General features: G+C 38.1%; 15 protein-coding genes. 8 read left to right on the forward strand and 7 right to left on the reverse strand.

What is annotated here, in order from left to right; translation table 11 throughout:
* Window positions 1-48 precede the first annotated feature (48 nt).
* Together ACYU0V_RS01945 and ACYU0V_RS01950 are read left to right on the forward strand one after the other, a co-directional pair.
* Entirely contained in the window at window positions 49-951 is a 903-nt protein-coding gene (locus ACYU0V_RS01945; RefSeq protein WP_461848836.1) for a DMT family transporter, read from the forward strand.
* A gap of 35 nt (window positions 952-986) precedes the next feature.
* Window positions 987-1,271 (forward strand): YciI family protein, encoded by a 285-nt coding sequence (locus ACYU0V_RS01950; RefSeq protein ID WP_461848838.1) that lies wholly within the window; start codon window positions 987-989, stop codon window positions 1,269-1,271.
* 52 nt (window positions 1,272-1,323) lie between these two features.
* Here the strand turns inward: ACYU0V_RS01950 and glyS are convergent, their stop codons facing one another.
* From glyS to ACYU0V_RS01965, 3 genes are all read right to left on the reverse strand, one after another.
* On the reverse strand, window positions 1,324-3,393 hold the full coding sequence (glyS, locus tag ACYU0V_RS01955; RefSeq protein WP_461848840.1) for a glycine--tRNA ligase subunit beta: 2,070 nt from the start codon (window positions 3,391-3,393) through the stop codon (window positions 1,324-1,326).
* Window positions 3,393-4,370 (reverse strand): glycine--tRNA ligase subunit alpha, encoded by a 978-nt coding sequence (glyQ, locus tag ACYU0V_RS01960; RefSeq protein ID WP_002044989.1) that lies wholly within the window; start codon window positions 4,368-4,370, stop codon window positions 3,393-3,395. Before glyQ ends, glyS begins: the two co-directional genes overlap by 1 nt.
* A 68-nt stretch (window positions 4,371-4,438) precedes the next feature.
* Window positions 4,439-4,921 carry a hypothetical protein gene (locus tag ACYU0V_RS01965; RefSeq protein ID WP_199992168.1) on the reverse strand — a complete coding sequence of 161 codons (483 nt, stop codon included), beginning with the start codon at window positions 4,919-4,921 and terminating at the stop codon, window positions 4,439-4,441.
* A 722-nt stretch (window positions 4,922-5,643) separates the two neighbouring features.
* On the opposite strand from ACYU0V_RS01965, the gene ACYU0V_RS01970 reads away from it, so the two are divergent.
* The 4 genes from ACYU0V_RS01970 (at window position 5,644) to ACYU0V_RS01985 (ending at window position 9,657) form a co-directional block, all read left to right on the forward strand.
* On the forward strand, window positions 5,644-6,156 hold the full coding sequence (locus tag ACYU0V_RS01970) for a hypothetical protein (RefSeq protein ID WP_017387009.1): 513 nt from the start codon (window positions 5,644-5,646) through the stop codon (window positions 6,154-6,156).
* 205 nt (window positions 6,157-6,361) lie between these two features.
* Entirely contained in the window at window positions 6,362-7,624 is a 1,263-nt protein-coding gene (locus ACYU0V_RS01975; protein WP_461848843.1) for a putative DNA modification/repair radical SAM protein, read from the forward strand.
* A gap of 2 nt (window positions 7,625-7,626) precedes the next feature.
* A complete protein-coding gene (locus ACYU0V_RS01980; protein WP_461848845.1) occupies window positions 7,627-8,424 on the forward strand; it encodes a TIGR03915 family putative DNA repair protein in 798 nt (265 codons plus the stop codon).
* 132 nt (window positions 8,425-8,556) lie between these two features.
* Entirely contained in the window at window positions 8,557-9,657 is a 1,101-nt protein-coding gene (locus tag ACYU0V_RS01985) for an HPP family protein (protein ID WP_104075319.1), read from the forward strand.
* Window positions 9,658-9,720: 63 nt separating this feature from the next.
* Here ACYU0V_RS01985 and ACYU0V_RS01990 read toward each other — a convergent pair whose 3' ends face one another.
* Window positions 9,721-9,975, reverse strand: a complete 255-nt coding sequence (locus tag ACYU0V_RS01990) for a PspC domain-containing protein (protein ID WP_002116779.1) — start codon at window positions 9,973-9,975, stop codon at window positions 9,721-9,723.
* A gap of 248 nt (window positions 9,976-10,223) precedes the next feature.
* Here ACYU0V_RS01990 and ACYU0V_RS01995 point away from each other — a divergent pair, with 248 nt between their 5' ends.
* The gene (locus ACYU0V_RS01995; RefSeq protein WP_081035553.1) at window positions 10,224-10,871 is read left to right on the forward strand and encodes a hypothetical protein; all 648 of its coding nucleotides are present in this window, start codon (window positions 10,224-10,226) and stop codon (window positions 10,869-10,871) included.
* Between the two features lie 67 nt (window positions 10,872-10,938).
* Here the strand turns inward: ACYU0V_RS01995 and ACYU0V_RS02000 are convergent, their stop codons facing one another.
* Window positions 10,939-12,762, reverse strand: coding sequence for an acyl-CoA dehydrogenase C-terminal domain-containing protein (locus tag ACYU0V_RS02000; protein ID WP_002116803.1), 1,824 nt, complete (start codon window positions 12,760-12,762; stop codon window positions 10,939-10,941).
* A gap of 257 nt (window positions 12,763-13,019) precedes the next feature.
* On the opposite strand from ACYU0V_RS02000, the gene ACYU0V_RS02005 reads away from it, so the two are divergent.
* On the forward strand, window positions 13,020-15,359 hold the full coding sequence (locus tag ACYU0V_RS02005) for a hypothetical protein (RefSeq protein WP_461848847.1): 2,340 nt from the start codon (window positions 13,020-13,022) through the stop codon (window positions 15,357-15,359).
* A gap of 48 nt (window positions 15,360-15,407) precedes the next feature.
* Here ACYU0V_RS02005 and aroE read toward each other — a convergent pair whose 3' ends face one another.
* Window positions 15,408-16,196, reverse strand: a complete 789-nt coding sequence (aroE, locus tag ACYU0V_RS02010; RefSeq protein WP_461848848.1) for a shikimate dehydrogenase — start codon at window positions 16,194-16,196, stop codon at window positions 15,408-15,410.
* A gap of 179 nt (window positions 16,197-16,375) precedes the next feature.
* Window positions 16,376-17,326, reverse strand: coding sequence for an oxygen-dependent coproporphyrinogen oxidase (hemF, locus tag ACYU0V_RS02015; protein WP_461848850.1), 951 nt, complete (start codon window positions 17,324-17,326; stop codon window positions 16,376-16,378).
* Between the last annotated feature and the right edge of the window lie 74 nt (window positions 17,327-17,400).

Here is a 17,400-nt window from a genome sequence, read left to right on the forward strand (position 1 = left end):
CCATGCGCATATGATGAAAGGGTTCCATTTCATTAGTGCAGATTTAACATGGCAATTTCTCTTGCTGCCGAAACTCAGCCTCCCGCATTTAAGCTCTATTTATGTATTGCTGTGACAGTCTTTTGCTGGGGCTATTCACCTATTGGTGTGCATAGTGCTTTGCATTCATATACCCCGCAGCACATTGCCTTACTTCGCTTTTTGATTGCATCGTTTTTTTTGCTGCTTTTGGTCATAAAAAAAGGCATTCAGCCTTTAAAGTGGAAAGATGCTCCTGCGCTTGGAGTGTTAGGATTTTTCTCTGTAACACTGCATCATTTGCTGATAAATACAGGGCAACAATATGTGACTGCGGTTGCCTCCAGCATTTTAAGTCAATCTATTCCGTTATTTACCTTTATTATTTCAGCTTTAGTTTTTAAAGAGCAAATTCGTTTCAAACAGTGGCTATGTATTTTATTGGGGCTTTGCGGCGCCGTGTTGGTGGTTAGTGGAGATCATGGTTTTGGTGTACCGAGCCCTTATAGTTTATTAATTGTTTTAGCTGCAATTGCATGGGGGCTGTACTTTAATTTATATAAGAAATTTGCTTTAAATTATGATGCCTTGAGCATGATGTGCTACATCATTTGGTTCGGAACCATTCCTTTACTTTTTTATAGTGCTCATTTGCCTGATGAGATTTTACATGCCACTTGGCAAGCCAATATGTCGGTTGTCTTATTGGGTATTTTCCCAAGTGCGATGGCGTATGTACTTTGGGGCTATGTACTTAAAAATATGCCGTTAACGATTGCATCGAATTTTTTATATTGTTCGCCTATTGTCGCAATGAGTTTGGCAGTGCTTTTCTTAAATGAAAAACCATCAATGATGGTGCTGCTAGGTGGAGTAATTATTGTAGGGAGTTTGGTGTGGATGAATTGGGGGAATAGGCGTACTATCGAATAAGTTATGTCATGCGCTACTTGCTTTAAGAGAATGAGATGATTGTTGTTACCTTGACTTATAAAAAACCGTTAGCCGAAGTTGATGCTGTACTAAAAGAACATATTGCGTTTTTAGATCATTACTATGAGCAAAAGAAATTTTTGGCGTCGGGGCGCCGCGAAAATAGAGTAGGTGGGGTAATTTTGGTTCTAAGCTCTTCGATTCAAGAAGCCGAAGAAATCATGAAAAATGATCTGTTTTATATTCATGATGTGGCCGATTATGATTTTATGTGGTTTGAGCCATCGAAAAGTTTAGAAGAAATTAAAGCATTTGTTTAACTAAAAAAATAAAGGGATCTCTAAAAGATCCCTTTATTTAATAATGAGCTAATTAACCCTGCAACACACTCACATCAGCCACTGCAGTAAACAAGCTACGCAACTGAGCCAATAAACGTAAACGGTTTGCTTTCAGGTCAGCATCATCTGCCATTACCATTACACAATCAAAGAATGCATCAATCGGTGCGCGAAGTGCTGCAAGCTTAGAGAGTGCAGCAGTGTAGTCTTTTGCTGCAAGTAATGGTTCAACCACAGGAGTCACTGCTTGAAGCTCGGCAAATAATGCTTTTTCAGCATCTTCAACCAAGTTCGCTTCAACTACAGAACCTTCTGGTGCTGCTTCTTTCGCAAGAATGTTAGCAACACGTTTATTTGCAGCAGCAAGTGCAGCAGCTTCAGGTAATGTGCGGAAGTGGTTAACAGCATTTACACGCTTGTCAAAATCAAGTGGAGATTTTGGTGCAAGAGCTTGAACGGCTTGAAGTACGTCAACGGCAACGCCTTGGTCTTCGTACTTAGCACGGTAACGACCTTCCAAGAACGCAACCGCGTCAGCGCGAGTTTTGTCATGATCTTTAACGATATCGCCATAACCTTGAAGTGCAAGATTCACTAGCTCTTCAATGGTTACATCTAATTCATTTTCAATAATTAAACGTAAGATACCAATTGCTGAACGACGAAGCGCAAACGGGTCTTTAGAACCTGTTGGTGCTTGTCCAATACCGAAAATACCAACTAACGTATCTAAACGGTCAGCAAGGGCAATCGTTGTACCTGTTTTAGTTTTAGGTAAAACATCACCCGCAAATTTTGGTAAATATTGCTCACCTAAAGCTTCAGAAACTTCAGTGTTTTCACCTTCAATACGTGCGTAGTAAGTACCCGCAATACCTTGAAGTTCTGGGAATTCACCAACAAGCTCAGAGGTTAAGTCGCATTTAGCAAGTAATGCAGCTTTTTCAGCATCGGCTGGGTTTGCACCAGTGATTGAAGATAATGCAACCGCAAGTTTTGCAATACGTGTTGATTTGTCCCAAAGCGTACCAAGCTGTGCTTGGAATACCATGTTTGCTAATTTTTCTTTACGAGATGCAAGCGGTTGCTTTTGATCTTGTAAGAAGAAGAACTCAGCATCAGACAAACGAGGGCGAACAACTTTTTCGTTACCTTCAATAATTTGAGTCGGATCTTTAGACTCAATATTTGAAACAGTAATAAAGTAAGGCTGTAATTTACCTTCTGCATTGATCAAACAGAAATACTTCTGGTTGTCTTGCATTGTCGTAATAAGAGCTTCTTGAGGAACAGCTAAGTAGCGTTCTTCAAAAGTTGCACGTAAAGCTACAGGCCATTCAACTAGACTTGTTACTTCATCAAGTAAGTCAGCTGGAACAATCGCAGTTGCGTTCACTTCATCAGCTAACTTTTTCACTTGTTCTTGAATAGTTGCTTGACGCTTTTCAAAGTTCGCAACAACGTAAGCTTTTTCTAAGGCAGCTAAGTAGTCATTTGCATGCGCTAAAGTCACTGCTTCAGGTGCATGGAAGCGGTGACCATAAGTCACATTACCAGCTTTGTGATCTTGAATAGTCGCGTCAACAATTTGGTCATCTTTGAGTAAAAGAACCCATTTCACTGGACGCACAAATTCGGTACGGCTTGCCGCAGAACGCATACGCTTAGCAATTGGTAAATTGTCTAATGCAGTTTGTAAAATCTGTGGAAGTAAAGCATCAAGGCTTTGACCTTTCACATCTTTTAAATAGCAAACTTTTTCAACTTTACCAGCTTGGAATGTAGAAAGCTGATCAACAGTAATACCTTGGCCACGCATAAAGCCTTCGAGTGCTTTAGTCGGTTTGCCTTCTGCATCGTAAGCTGCTTGAACAGCAGGACCATCAAAACGTTTTTGAGTGTCCGCTTGAGCAGCATCGATATCGACAATTTTAAGCGCTAAACGACGTGGAGCAGCATAAGCTTCAATTGAGGCGAAGTTTAAGCCAGCACCTTTTAAGCCTTTTACCGTTTCTGCCTGTAATGCATCACGTAACGTTTTTAAGCTTTTTGGTGGAAGCTCTTCACAGCCAAGTTCGAATAAAACAGTATGTTTGCTCATTAGTTTTTCTCCGCCTTTGCTGCTTCACTTTCAGCTTGTGCTTTTAGCTGTGCCAATACTTCATCACGTAGGTGTGGTTCTGCCATTGGGAAGCCAAGTTCTGCACGCGCTTGTACATAACTTTGTGCAATAGCACGCGCTAAAGTACGTACACGTAAAATGTAACGTTGACGCTCAGTCACAGAAATTGCACCACGTGCATCAAGCAAGTTAAAGGTATGAGATGCTTTAACAACTTGCTCATAAGCAGGAAGAGAAAGTTTTGCTTCAATTAAACGGTTTGCTTCTGATTCGTAAAAATCAAACAGTTCGAATAGTTTTTCAACTGGAGCGTATTCAAAGTTATAAGTCGATTGCTCAACTTCATTTTGATGGAATACGTCGCCGTAAGTTACAGTACCAAATTGGCCTTTCGTCCAAACAAGGTCATAAACCGAGTCAACACCTTGAAGGTACATTGCAAGACGTTCTAAACCGTAAGTGATTTCGCCTGTTACTGGGTAACATTCAACACCACCGACTTGTTGGAAGTAAGTGAACTGAGTCACTTCCATACCGTTAAGCCAAACTTCCCAACCTAAGCCCCAAGCACCTAGCGTCGGAGATTCCCAGTTGTCTTCTACAAAGCGAATATCGTGAGTAAGCGTATCGATCCCGATTGCTTTTAAAGAATCAAGATAGAGCTGTTGGATGTTGTCTGGATTTGGCTTAAGCACCACTTGGAATTGGTAGTAGTGTTGCAAACGGTTCGGGTTTTCACCATAGCGGCCATCTTTTGGACGACGTGAAGGTTGAACGTATGCAGCATTCCAAGTCTCAGGCCCTAAAGCACGTAAGAATGTTGCGGTGTGGAATGTTCCAGCGCCCATTTCCATGTCGTAAGGTTGCAATACGACGCAGCCTTGTTCGGCCCAATAGTTTTGTAGGGCAAGAATTAAGCCCTGAAATGTATCAATGTGCGAGATGGCGCGACTCATGTAGCATCCACGAATTTATGAGAAAAATTGCCCCTAAGTATAAGGATTTTGTAGGGGAGTGGCAAAGGCTAGTTTGGTAATTTCAGATTTGATTGTTTAGCTGCTTTTTTTAAAGTTTTGAGTAGTAAAACCCAATATGTAAGAGCAAAAATTAAAGAAAAGAAACTGACCATAAATATGATTTCTATTGGAAGGATTTGCCATGGGGTGATAAATAAAATTGCTAAAATATTTGGAATTAAAAAGCTAAGAAAAATTGCGCTGGCTAGAATAGAGAAGAAATTAATGAAATTGAATTTCAATAAGAATAGTTGTAAAAAATAAGCAGGTATAAAAACTAATATGTAATAAATGGCTGCAATAAAGAGTAGTCCGACAGGAGTGTTTAGTAAAATCTCAAAAGAAAAATCTTTATGGATGATTAAAGAGCTTAAAAATATGAATAAAGTAACTATGTATAAATAGATGGGTGTCATGATTAGACAATGCCAAATTTGATCTTTATCTGGATCTAAATTTTGAATGAAGATTTTTAAAAAATTAAAAGGCATTTTTGCACTCTGTAATAAAGGCTTTCTAGCAGATCTAAGAGAAATTTTGGTCTTGAGATTTTTCTGATTTTTTTAAAGTTTTTAGCAATAAAATCCAATATGTAATAGCGAAAGTCACAGAAAAATAACTAAAGAAAATGATTGTTTCTATTGGGGCGAATTCGAAACCTATTAAACTAAGAATTAACGTAATAAGTATGATCGCACTAACAATAATTGAGAAAAAATTTATGAAATTATACTTTTGCAAGAAGAGTTGAAATAAATAAGCGGGAACAAATGCGAGTATGTAATAGGTCATTACAACCGCAATGAGTAGTAGTGGCAAACTCGCTATAGTTTTTAGAATTTCTAAAGTGAACCCTTCATTCAGCATTAAGGTGAAGCTCCATAGAAGCCATGCAGGTATAAATAAGTAGAGTGGGACTTTAAAAAGGCTATATAAAATTTGGCCTTTGTTCGGATCCAAATTTTTAATAAAAATTCTAAAATTATTAAAAATAGTTTGTTTCATATAAATCAATGCAAGTTTGATTCTTATAACTATGTATAGCATGAATAAAGGTTAATGTATTCGGAAATTCGATCAAACCAAAATGTTTAATTAATATCATCCAGCTTATAAAAAAATTATAAGGGGAAATAAAGAAGTTGCTGTTCATAATAGGGTAATTAAAAAACTTGATTTATCATAAGCCTAAATTTATTGGGAAATTAAAAGAATGTTTAAATTTTTTTGTTTTGCTTCTGTATTCCTACTTTGCTCTTGTAGTAGTACGCCTGTAGCACTTTATTCTGACCCTAATATCAATTCATCCGAGATTGTGACAATTACGAATAAGTGTGATGCTACATGTAAAAATACAATAAAACAGCAGCTTGGTGCAGATTCTCATTACCAGATGAGTGAAGGTTTATTGCTTGAAGTTAATGGTAAACAAGGTACTTGGCAGGTAAGAAATGGAAAAGCATTTAATTCATCTACACATGGTGGATTAATTGTTAAAGTTAAAGAAGGGAAAACCGAGCTTGTAATTGACCATAATTCACAGCTGGTTATTGGAAAGCCTGAAAGAATTTCTGTTGATCTTGTAGGTGGACATACATATGTAGTAGGGCGTATGCGAGTAGAAAGGATTAGAATGGCGTACTATGAATGGTTCCCAGTTGTATTTGATGCCACTGAAAATAAACTTATTTACGGTAACCCAAAGCAGGATTCTTCAAAACAATAATTCTTTTAAATTATTAAAAAGAACTTATTTCGAGTAAATGCATCATCATTCGAAATGAATGATGATGCATTTACTCATTTATGGAAGTAAGTTGGAACGTTAAAATTCTATACGTCACCTCATGACGCCGAGCGTACTTCACTGGATTAAATTTAAGAATGCAAAATGATATTTTTTAAACGATGCCATAAATGAGTCGTTTGATATGTCTGATCGCATACGAGAAAAACTACAAATTCTTGCTGATGCTGCTAAATATGATGTGTCTTGTTCATCAAGTGGCAGTGACCGTAGAAACAAAGATAAAGGTTTAGGAGAAGCAAGTCATTCAGGTATTTGCCATAGCTATACCGAAGATGGCCGCTGTGTATCTCTCTTAAAAATTCTATTTAGTAATGTATGTATTTTTGATTGCGCCTATTGTGTTTCACGCCGTTCTAATGATGTCCAGCGTGCAGCATTTACGGTGCAAGAGGTTGTAGATTTAACCATTAATTTTTACCGACGTAATTATATCGAAGGCTTATTTTTAAGCTCAGGCATTTTTAAATCGGCGGATCATACGATGGAGCGTATGCTTCAAGTCGTGAAAAAATTGCGTCTTGAAGAAAACTTTAATGGCTATATTCACCTAAAAACGATTCCGGGAGCATCGCCTGAACTGATTCATGAAGCAGGTTTATATGCTGACCGGATGAGTATTAATTTAGAGATGCCGACCGAAATTGGGCTAAAAACTTTTGCACCAGAAAAATCACATCAGGAAGTGCAAAAAGATTTAGGTTTGGTTCGTGACAGACTGATTCAGCTTAAAGATGAACGCCAAATCATTAAGCATGTACCGAAATATGTACCAGCAGGGCAGACTACGCAAATGGTAGTGGGTGCTCATCAAGAGTCAGATCAAGATGTCTTGTTTATGGCAGACAAACATTATAAGGAATTTAAACTCAAACGCGTCTATTTCTCTGGCTATATCCCAATTAATACCGAAAATAATTATTTGCCAGCAGTGGGTTCTGCACCGCCATTACTGCGGGAAAACCGACTCTATCAAAGCGATTGGCTGATGCGCTTTTACGGTTTTCAGGTTAATGAAATCGTCAATGAAAAACACCCAAACTTAGACCTTGATGTAGACCCGAAACTAAGCTGGGCATTAAGGCATCCTGAACAGTTTCCAGTAGATTTAAATCGTGCTGATTATCAAATGATTTTGCGTGTGCCGGGTATTGGGGTGAAATCAGCTAAGAAAATTGTACAGGCACGCCGTTTTGGAAAAATCCATATCGATTTACTTAAAAAACTCGGCGTGGCTTACCAGCGTGCAAAATTCTTTATTCGCTGTGAAGATAGTCCGAAATTCCAAAAAGAGTTATCTTCAAGTTTTATTCGGCAGCAGATTTTAACGCAGGGTTCTTCGAAATATGTGCAGCAACTCTCGCCACAATTAAGCCTTGGGTTTTAGCCATGTTTAATGATGAAGTGGCTTACTGTTTTGATGGTTCAATGGTTGGGCTGCTGAGCTGTGTTTTTCGTGCATTTCAATTTAAAGAATTGCAGGTCAGGCTCTGTTTAAATGATGCAGCTCAACATGGCTTATTTGCCGATAAAATTGAGGTTGCAAATAACGAGCAGCATGCTGAGCGTGTGTGGTCTGCGCTACAAAAAAAGCTTTCATCTTCTTCGTTAAAACAATTTTATTTTGCTTATTTATCTGAATCTTTAGATGCCTATCAGCATTTATTTAATTACTGTATTTATGTGTTTACTAGCCATGTTTCCATTGAAAAAGATTATTCAAATCCTAGTGTTTTAGCGATTGCGCAGTGGACGAAAAAGGTCGGGCGAGAGAAGCATCGGATGGAAGCTTTTATTCGGTTTAAGAAAACTAAAGATGAGCTTTTTTTAAGTTTAGTACGTCCTGATTTTAATGTTTTACCGCTTATTCAGCCTCATTTTAAACGGCGTTATCAAGATCAACGTTGGCTTATTTATGACGAACAACGCAAGTTTGGAATCTATTATGATTTACGTGAAATGCATGAAGTTTCACTCGAAGCCTCGGATGTTGATCGTAATTTAAAAAATGGAATGAGCCAAAGCTTTCAGCTTGAGCTTGATGAGCAGGAAGTTTTATATGATCAGCTTTGGAAGGATTATTTTAAGAGCGTTAATATTACTGAACGGCAAAATATAAAACTTCATGTGCAATATTTGCCGAAGCGTTATTGGCGTTATTTAAATGAAAAATTGATTGAATATTAAAGTATTAGAATAGTAAGAATAGGTTTAATAAGTTTTCTGATAGTTAAAAGGTATAATTTAAATGCACTTTATGTGTCTTTGGGCGTATACTTTTGCCCGTTATAAATAACGGCATATCCCCTAAGGTGTACTGTGAGTGTTATACAGCCAGAATGGTTACAGATTTTAAAGCCAAATTTTAAGGTTCTACCATTAAAAGAACGATTACTTTGCGGAATTGGAGCTTTGTGTGGTTTAGCAATTTCCTCCTTAATTAGCTGGTATGTTCTGGGTGGAATTAATGCATGGTACATCGCCCCAATGGGTGCCTCATCTGTTCTATTGTTTGCTGTGCCGACTAGTCCTTTGGCCCAACCATGGAATGTGATTGTTGGTAATACGTTAGCCGGAATTATTGGTGTAGCCTGTGCACAGTGGATTCCTGATTTAACTACAGCTTTTAGTGTCGCGGTAGGTTTTGCCATATTTTTAATGATGACCACCGACTCTCTGCATCCGCCGAGTGGAGCGGTTGCGATTACCGCCGTGCTGGGTGGGGCCGCAATTCATAAGTTGGGGTTTTACTTTATTTTTTATCCAGTTTTACTCAATTCGTTACTTCTACTTGGGTTTGCTGTTTTCTTTAATCGATTGATTGGGCGACATTATCCGGTTACCGCGCATTTAAATGAGCGAAGTAAGGACCCAACGCCAACTCAAAAAGTATCGATTCAGCCGAAAGATATTGAGTATGCATTAGGGCATCACACTGAACTTTTAGATATTAGCCAATATGATTTAGAAAAAATCATTTTAGAAGCTCAGGAACATGCCAATGAGCGTATGGTAAATCAATATATCTGTCAGGATATTATGAGTCGTGATGTGATTAAACTACATGAAGATGATGATATTCATCAGGCACTCGATAAGTTTAAACAAGTGAACTTAATGAGCCTACCTGTAGTAAATGCAGAAAACCATTTGGTCGGAACTTTAGCGTTATATGAAGTCGTAGAGTGGTTTAAAGGTGCAGCCGACCCAAGGAATTCTTGGCAGCATTATGTAAAACAAATTATGAGCCGTAGGGTGGTTACCGTACTGCCAACTCAACCTATTCAAGATTTGGTGCCATACTTTGTTGAAAAGTCTTTTAATTACATTCCTGTTGTTGAAGATCGTAAGCTTATAGGAATGATTAGCCGTGCAGATATGATTGCTGCATTGCAGCAACAGTTAAATCGAAAGCTATAATTTCTAGAATAAAAAAAGCTACGGTTGATTAGGGGATGCAACCGTAGCGACCAAAGTTATGAATTAACGTACTTGTTCTTCATTTACTGTTCGGACGGATTGTCGATAGCCTTCAATATGTTCTGGCTGTTTTTTAGGAATCACTAACCATAAAACCAGATAAACTAAAATTCCTGGAAAGGCAGCACTCATAATTGAGATCAAAACAAAAATGACACGTAGTAAAGTTACGTTCCAACCAAAACGTTCAGCAATACCACCCATTACACCGGCGATCATGCTGTGTCGGTTCGAGCGATATAAACCAGAACTGGCCATCTAATTCTCCTTAAAGATAAAAGTTACAAGAAGCTATTACTCTTGCTTAATAAAAATATGGAGACGAAATAACGGGTTTAAAGTCCTTTAAAAAGTAAAATAGTTAAAATATGTAAAGGATTGAAATGAACGAAACTAACATCTACTAAAATGCACCCTTTCAGGGCTTAAGAGTTTAAAGCGGCAATCAGCTAATACTTGATTTGAATCGTAAATGTAGCTGTTGCTGTTATCTGTGAATAATGTATATGTCTTTGAAGTGGTCTCGTTTTTCAGTTAAGCATGTGGTTGTAGTGGCTGCGATGTGCATGACACTCAGTGCTTGTGATATAAACCATACCAATTCAAAAGATCACTCAACTACAAGTTCTAGTTCTAATCATGAAGAAAACTTAATAAAAAGTAGTACGTCTATAAAAACATTGGATTATGTCGCTGGACGAACTTTTTTACCTGAAGATACCTCAGATCAAACCCAAAAATTAAATGCAACTTCATTGCAATATGTAGGGCGATATCACACTCGTATTTCATGCGAGGATGCTTTTGCTGATTGTGAATCAGGCGAAGCAGAATACATTTTAAATTTATTACCAAATGGGTCAGCTTATTGGAATGTTGTCCATTTTGGTCGTGTGGGAAGTAAGGACGGTGCTAAAAGTGCCGCTGTAAATCAGTTATGTCCTACTCTAAATTGGAAAGTAGATGAAAAAGAGCGCGAGCTAACAATTCAATGTCCATTATCTAAAGTTAATTTTTATTTTAATCTTGATTCAAATAAAAAATTGGTCACGAATTTAGAAAAATTACTTTATAGCGACTATGGAAAAAATCGTGAATTTTTAGAGCAAAACTATTTTGTTCCAAATCAGGCTTATGTTTTAACTAAAGAATAGATACCTCTTTATATGAAAAGAGCGCAGTTTATATTGCGCTCTTTTTCGTTTCACTATTTAACAATGATTAGTAATCGAAGCTAAAGTGTTCCACTGGTAATGATGTTAATGTGCGAGATGTAGTCACCATTGATTCTGCATGACCTTGAGCACGCGGTAATAAACGGTCGAAGTAGAAATCAGCAACTTTGATTTTTGCTTTATAGAATTCAGCAGTTTCTTGGCCGTTACCTGCTTCTAATTTCTCAGAAGCAACCACAGCTTGTTGAGCCCAGAAATAAGCCATCATCACGTAGCCTGAGAACATTAAGAAATCTACAGAAGCAGAAGATACGATGTCACGGTCTTTACGTGCAGCAAGCATGATACGAACTGTTAAAGTGTTCCACTGAGCACAAAGCTTAGTTAAGTCCCAAGCAAAACGACGTAAATATTTATTACGTGCATGTGCAGCACAGAATTTTAAGATTTCAGCAGTGTATTCACGAACTACTTTACCTTTTGAACTTAACAACACTTTACGGCCAATCAAGTCAAGTGCTTGAACGCCAGTTGTTCCTTCATACAAAGTCGCAATACGCGCATCACGTGCGATTTGCTCCATACCCCATTCTTTAATGTAGCCATGGCCACCGTAAACTTGCATACCGTGGTTAGCAGCTTCTAAACCAAGTTCAGTTAAGAAACCTTTTAAAATTGGTGTATAGAAACCAAGTTTATCATCGTAGTCTTCAAAAGCAGCTTGATCACCACGTGCTAAAGCGTCTGTCATTTTGTCAGCGATTTGAGCAGCGTAGTAAATCATTGAGCGACCGCCTTCAGCGATTGCTTTTTGAGTTAACAGCATACGACGTACGTCTGCATGGTGAATAATTGCATCAGCAACTTTATCTGGATCTTTTTTACCAGAAAGCGCACGCATTGACATACGATCTTTGGCATATGGTAATGCGCCTTGGAACGATAACTCAGCGTGTGCAATACCTTGAACAGCAGTACCAATACGTGCTGTATTCATGAAGGTAAACATTGCATGTAGGCCTTTGTTCACTTCACCGATTAAATAACCAGTCGCATTATCAAAGTTGAGTACCGCAGTTGCAGATGCACGGATCCCCATTTTGTGTTCGATTGAACCACAAGCGACAGTATTACGTTCACCAACACCGCCATCAGCTGTAGGCATGAATTTTGGTACGATGAATAATGAGATACCACGAGTACCAGCAGGTGCATCTGGAAGGCGTGCAAGTACGATATGAATGATGTTTTCAGTTAAATCATGTTCACCAGCAGAAATGAAGATTTTTGTACCGGTGATTTTGTAACTACCGTCTGCTTGAGGTTCAGCTTTAGTTTTTACCTGCCCTAAGTCTGTACCACATTGAGGTTCGGTTAAGCACATTGTGCCGCTCCAAGTACCTTCAACAAGCTTAGGCATATAAGTTTGTTTTTGCTCATCAGTACCGAATTGCAAAATAGTATTCATACAACCAGAGCTTAAACCTGGGTACATGGTAAATGACCAGTTTGCAGTACCCATCATCTCTGATTTAATCAGATTTAAAGACATTGGAAGGCCTTGACCACCAAATTCTTCTGGGTAAGAAAGACCTTGCCAACCGCCCATTACGAATTGGTCATAAGCTTCTTTAAATCCTTTAGGAGTAGTTACTTCGCCGTTGTCAAAATGGCAACCTTCTTCATCACCAGATTGGTTAAGTGGCGACAATACGTTTTCACAATAATCTGCCGCACCTTCAAGAATCATATCAACAGTATCTGGATCAGCATTTTCACCATTTGATAAAGTTTTATAGTGAGCAGGGTAATCTAGTACTTCATTCATTAAGAAGCGGATATCGTGTAGCGGAGCTTTATATGCTGGCATGGCTTTAATCCTAATTTTGAATCATTGTGGGATTATCTGTATCGATGATTTGATTATTCACTCACATGATAAAAATACAATGTTAATCGAACCCGAAAGAAATGTCAGAAAAGCGAATTTTGTCGAAAATAAATACACCTGAAATTATAATTTCTGCTACATTCAGGACTTATACTTTTATGTGAAAAAACAACTAATTTTCTTATTTTTAGCAAGTTTTGTTAAAAAGATAAAGCGATAAGGTTTTAAAAAAGGTTATGCATTTAAAATATCTCAGTTTATGTTTATTTAGTTTGGGTTTGACCGCTTGTGCGCAGCATAACCTACGTCCATCGGTAGCATCTACTCAGTTAGATCAAAAAGTCATTCAGGGTATGAATGCAATATATGAATACCCAAGCTATGACTATCGTGGGCATTTTAAAGTTAGTGTTGATCCAAAGCAGTCAAAAAAAATAAATAATGTAGAAAAAACAGTGCAGTTAGATGCTGTAGTGCAAAAAAAAGTAGATCAATATTTACGTGAACAAAAAATTAATTTGAATAAAAAACAGAAGCAGGCGCTGTATGCCGCAATTGCAAATGAGCAAGCGGATTCAGGCATTTCTGGTGAATCACGCTCAGAAAAAGTAAACGCCGTATTAATTAATTTATTAAATGATCTTCAATTTAGTTACGATGGTTCGGTTCATTATCGTCAAAAAATGGGGTCTTTAAACCTTACAGCAAGGTATGAAAAACCGACACTTTTGGTACAGGCAAAATTGCCAATGGTACTTGATCTGAAAGATTATAAATTTTACGTTAATTATTTCGGATTAATGCCTTATCTGGTCAATAAAGATAATCAAAATAATTTAGCGTATGTCGATTTTTCAAAGTATAAAAATCTGTTTACGAATGTCGATATGAAGAAATTCGTTGAATATGCGAAAGCTTCTGGTGCTGTATCTTATCGTTTGGCTGAACCACAAAATTTACAGCGTTTATCAGTTAGTGACGCTGAGCGTAAAGCGGGGATTGTAGAAAAAATTCGTTTAAAAGATACAGTTGAAGTGTTATTGCTACAATCGGAGTTCTATAGTCAGGTCAATGCTAAATATCTGCAAAAAAATGTTTTCGGTTTTGATGAAGAAAAGATTGCCGAAACTATAGCAACTGAATTAGCTGCTTCGGAAGCGAAGAGAAAGGTAGGCGGTGCTGAGGAGCAGAAAGTTTCTTCAGAAGATGCAGCAGCAGTTAGCCAGCAACTTTACTCACTGATTAATGCTCATTTTGGTAATCCCTTAGATTCTGAGTATGATGAAGACCAATCAAGTGTAGCTCAAGATGGGGCAGCCGAAGAGGATGCTTCTGATACGGCCCAAGCCGAAGATGTTGCTGTAGCAGATGCTGAAGAAGTCACACAAGATGAAGCAGTGGTTTCACTTACAGAAGATCAGTGTGTTGAATTACAGTCTCAAAAAAGTCCCGTTGCCTTAGGTGATATTAATTACTGTCAAATTTACGGTATTGATGTGCTTGATCGGAGTGCTGTAAATACCGAAAAAACTCAGATTAAAGCTCGTCAAGCTGCCTTGAAACAAACTTTCGCTGCTTATGATCAAAACCAGTTTGTTGATGATGAAGCATTCAAAGCTCTATGGATCAAGCATAAGGTAGAAATTGAACAAGCTTTACCAAAACAAAGAAATCCAGTTGCGATTGATGTCGGACTGGATGAAAAGGGCCGTTTAGTCAACGCGGATTATGATATTGCGTATACACCAGCTGAATTTAACCATCGCTTTAATATTAAAGCAGACATGCAAATTCTCAATTATGGTAAAGCGACCCCAATTAATCAGCAGCAGCTTAAACAAGCTAAATCGGTTGCAGAGGCAAGTAAGGGTTCTTTATTTGAAAACTTTATAAAAGGGTTTAGTGAAAAACTTGGGCAGGGTGATGTTTCTGAGCATCCAGTTGGTGCACATAGCGATGTACAAGATTTAGACTCGACTCTGGCACTGTTGGCTAACCAAACTTATGATGCAACACATGCTTATGACAAGACGTATAAGGCTGTGTTTATTGCAAAATTGACTGCCGAAAAACCGTCATATATTCATTATTATTCAGTTCAACAGTTGCAAGAAATTGCCGAGGTTTATGCTTATTGGTTCTCTGAAGAGGAAACTTATAACCCTCAAGGGAAAGCTTTAGAACGTATTGAGGCGTTACAGAAAAAACATCATCTTGAGCAAGAAGATCAGTTTGATAATGACTTAGGCCGAGCTGTGGACCATATTGTGATCACAACAATACAAGGTGAAGCTGGGCGTGAAGCATGGCAAAAACTACAGAAACAATATAAGCAACCTGAACAGCTTTTCTCAAAACAGTATCAATTAGAGTTTGAAAAACAAAATGGTAGTTCTGATGAAGAAAAACACTTGTTGTCAGAAACAGCGGATATTTTAGGTAAAGTCTATGTCGCTGCTCGTAAACAGCAACTTACGGAAAAAACAATTCAGAATTTAAAACCTGAACATAATGAATTTATTGATTATGAGATTTTCCGAGATGTTTATAAGCAGATGGTTACAGCTAAAAAATAATAGATGAGATAAAAAAAGAACCTACTTCGTGTAGGTTCTTTTTTTGACTTATAGAAAATCTTTTAATTCTGGCTTTACGCCATTCCAAATATAGAAGGCTTCAATGGCTTGGCCAACTAGCATGCCAAAACCTTCTGCATAAGGCACATTGCGTTGTTTAGCTTGATCAAGAAAGCTAGATGGTTTGCCATAGGCCATCTCATAGGCATATTTGAACTCTAAATTTTCTGGTAGTTGTAATGCATCACCAGACAGGCTTGCAGAAGTTGCATTAATTACAATATCAAATTGCCCTTCTAACTCATTTAGAGAAATTGCTTGTAATTGAGCTTGCGGAACTGCCGCTTTTAGGTCATCTACAAGTTGTTCAGCACGAGCAAGAGTTCGGTTTGCAATCACAATCTTTTTAGCACCAGCTTGCACAAGCGGGTAAATAACACCACGAGTTGCACCACCAGCTCCTAAAATTAAAATAGTTGTATTCTCAAGATTCCATTCTAAAGCTTGAATTGCGGCAACTAAGCCTTGGCCATCTGTATTGTCACCATGCAATTTGCCATTTTCCATCCAAAGTGTATTTACAGCTTTGGCAATTTGAGCACGTTCAGTCAGCACATCACACAAAGCAAATGCCTGTTCTTTAAACGGCACGGTAACGTTCATGCCACTCCCGCCATTTTCAAAGAAACTACGCATACTCGTCTCGAAACCCTCAAGAGGCGCGAGACGTTTTTGGTAGTCTAGGTCAACACCTGTTTTTTGAGCGAAAGCATGATGCAATTCAGGAGAGCGTGATTGTTCGATGGGGTTGCCAATTACTGCAAACTGTTTGGTCATTCTTATATCCAAAATTTTAAAATGGCATGAGGCAGATAAGGTCTGTACTGAATTTTCAGCAGGCCTCACTATAAGCCAAATTTTAATAAGAAAAAATATTTGAATGAGATTCAAAAAATTGAAAATAAAAAAGGAGATTCTTTAGGGTGGAAGCCAAAGAATCTCCAAAAAGCAAAAAATTAAGCGACTTTTTCTTTTAGGTTTAACCAGTCACGTGGTTTTAAGTAATAGTCGGTCAAACGTTTCTCTGGTGAGTCTTCATCCCATTCTGGACGATATGACCAAGCTGCAAGATTAGGCAGGCTGACTAAAATAGACTCAATACGTCCACCTGTTTGTAAGCCAAACAATGTTCCGCGGTCATAGACTAAATTATATTCGACATAGCGACCACGACGGTAAAGCTGGAACTCTCGTTGAGCTTCGGTATAAGGCTGTTCACGATGTTTTTCAAAAATTGGCAGGATGGCATTTAAATAACCATTACCTACAGCTTGAATATATTTAAAGCAGGTTTCGAAATCCCAGCAATTTAAATCATCAAAGAATAAACCTCCGACACCACGCTGTTCATCTCGATGTTTTAGATAGAAGTAATCATCACACCATTTTTTATGTTCAGCGTAGACATTGTCGCCAAAAGGCTGGCATAGGTCATGTGCGGCTTGATGCCAATCGATAACATCCTGTTCATCTGGATAGAACGGTGTTAAGTCAAAACCGCCACCAAACCACCAAATTGGATCTTGACCTTCACGTTCTGCAACAAATAAACGTACATTGGCATGGGAGGTTGGAATGTTTGGATTTTTGGGATGAATGACTAATGACACACCAAGCGCTTGTGCTTTAGCACCAGCAATTTGAGGATGTCTTTCTGTAGCAGAAGCGGGCAGTTTACTAATGTTGATGTGAGAAAACATCACACCACCTTTTTCAATCACGGTGCCATTTTGTAAAACTCGTGAACGACCGCCACCACCTTCTGGACGTTCCCAATCATCAATAATGAATTCACCCGTACCACCGCCAGCTTTTTCTTGTTGTTCTAAACCAGCACAAATACGAGCTTGTAAATCGAGGAGAAATTCGCGGACACGTTGAATATCTGTTGAAGTCGGATGTTGCATAGTGACCCTCAAAGATGATTGAGATAGGAGATAGATACATCAAAACACAAAACCATAAAAAAAGTAAGGGATTT

The organism is Acinetobacter sp. X9 (assembly GCF_054889255.1).

Excerpts from the sequence above, each read along its gene's own strand:
- ACYU0V_RS01945 (WP_461848836.1), top strand. The coding sequence starts at position 49 with ATGGCAATTTCTCTTGCTGCCGAAACTCAGCCTCCCGCATTTAAGCTC.
- ACYU0V_RS01950 (WP_461848838.1), top strand. The coding sequence starts at position 987 with ATGATTGTTGTTACCTTGACTTATAAAAAACCGTTAGCCGAAGTTGAT.
- glyS (WP_461848840.1), bottom strand. The coding sequence starts at position 3,393 with ATGAGCAAACATACTGTTTTATTCGAACTTGGCTGTGAAGAGCTTCCA.
- glyQ (WP_002044989.1), bottom strand. The coding sequence starts at position 4,370 with ATGAGTCGCGCCATCTCGCACATTGATACATTTCAGGGCTTAATTCTT.
- ACYU0V_RS01965 (WP_199992168.1), bottom strand. The coding sequence starts at position 4,921 with ATGCCTTTTAATTTTTTAAAAATCTTCATTCAAAATTTAGATCCAGAT.
- ACYU0V_RS01970 (WP_017387009.1), top strand. The coding sequence starts at position 5,644 with ATGTTTAAATTTTTTTGTTTTGCTTCTGTATTCCTACTTTGCTCTTGT.
- ACYU0V_RS01975 (WP_461848843.1), top strand. The coding sequence starts at position 6,362 with ATGTCTGATCGCATACGAGAAAAACTACAAATTCTTGCTGATGCTGCT.
- ACYU0V_RS01980 (WP_461848845.1), top strand. The coding sequence starts at position 7,627 with ATGTTTAATGATGAAGTGGCTTACTGTTTTGATGGTTCAATGGTTGGG.
- ACYU0V_RS01990 (WP_002116779.1), bottom strand. The coding sequence starts at position 9,975 with ATGGCCAGTTCTGGTTTATATCGCTCGAACCGACACAGCATGATCGCC.
- ACYU0V_RS01995 (WP_081035553.1), top strand. The coding sequence starts at position 10,224 with ATGTCTTTGAAGTGGTCTCGTTTTTCAGTTAAGCATGTGGTTGTAGTG.
- ACYU0V_RS02000 (WP_002116803.1), bottom strand. The coding sequence starts at position 12,762 with ATGCCAGCATATAAAGCTCCGCTACACGATATCCGCTTCTTAATGAAT.
- ACYU0V_RS02005 (WP_461848847.1), top strand. The coding sequence starts at position 13,020 with ATGCATTTAAAATATCTCAGTTTATGTTTATTTAGTTTGGGTTTGACC.
- aroE (WP_461848848.1), bottom strand. The coding sequence starts at position 16,196 with ATGACCAAACAGTTTGCAGTAATTGGCAACCCCATCGAACAATCACGC.
- hemF (WP_461848850.1), bottom strand. The coding sequence starts at position 17,326 with ATGCAACATCCGACTTCAACAGATATTCAACGTGTCCGCGAATTTCTC.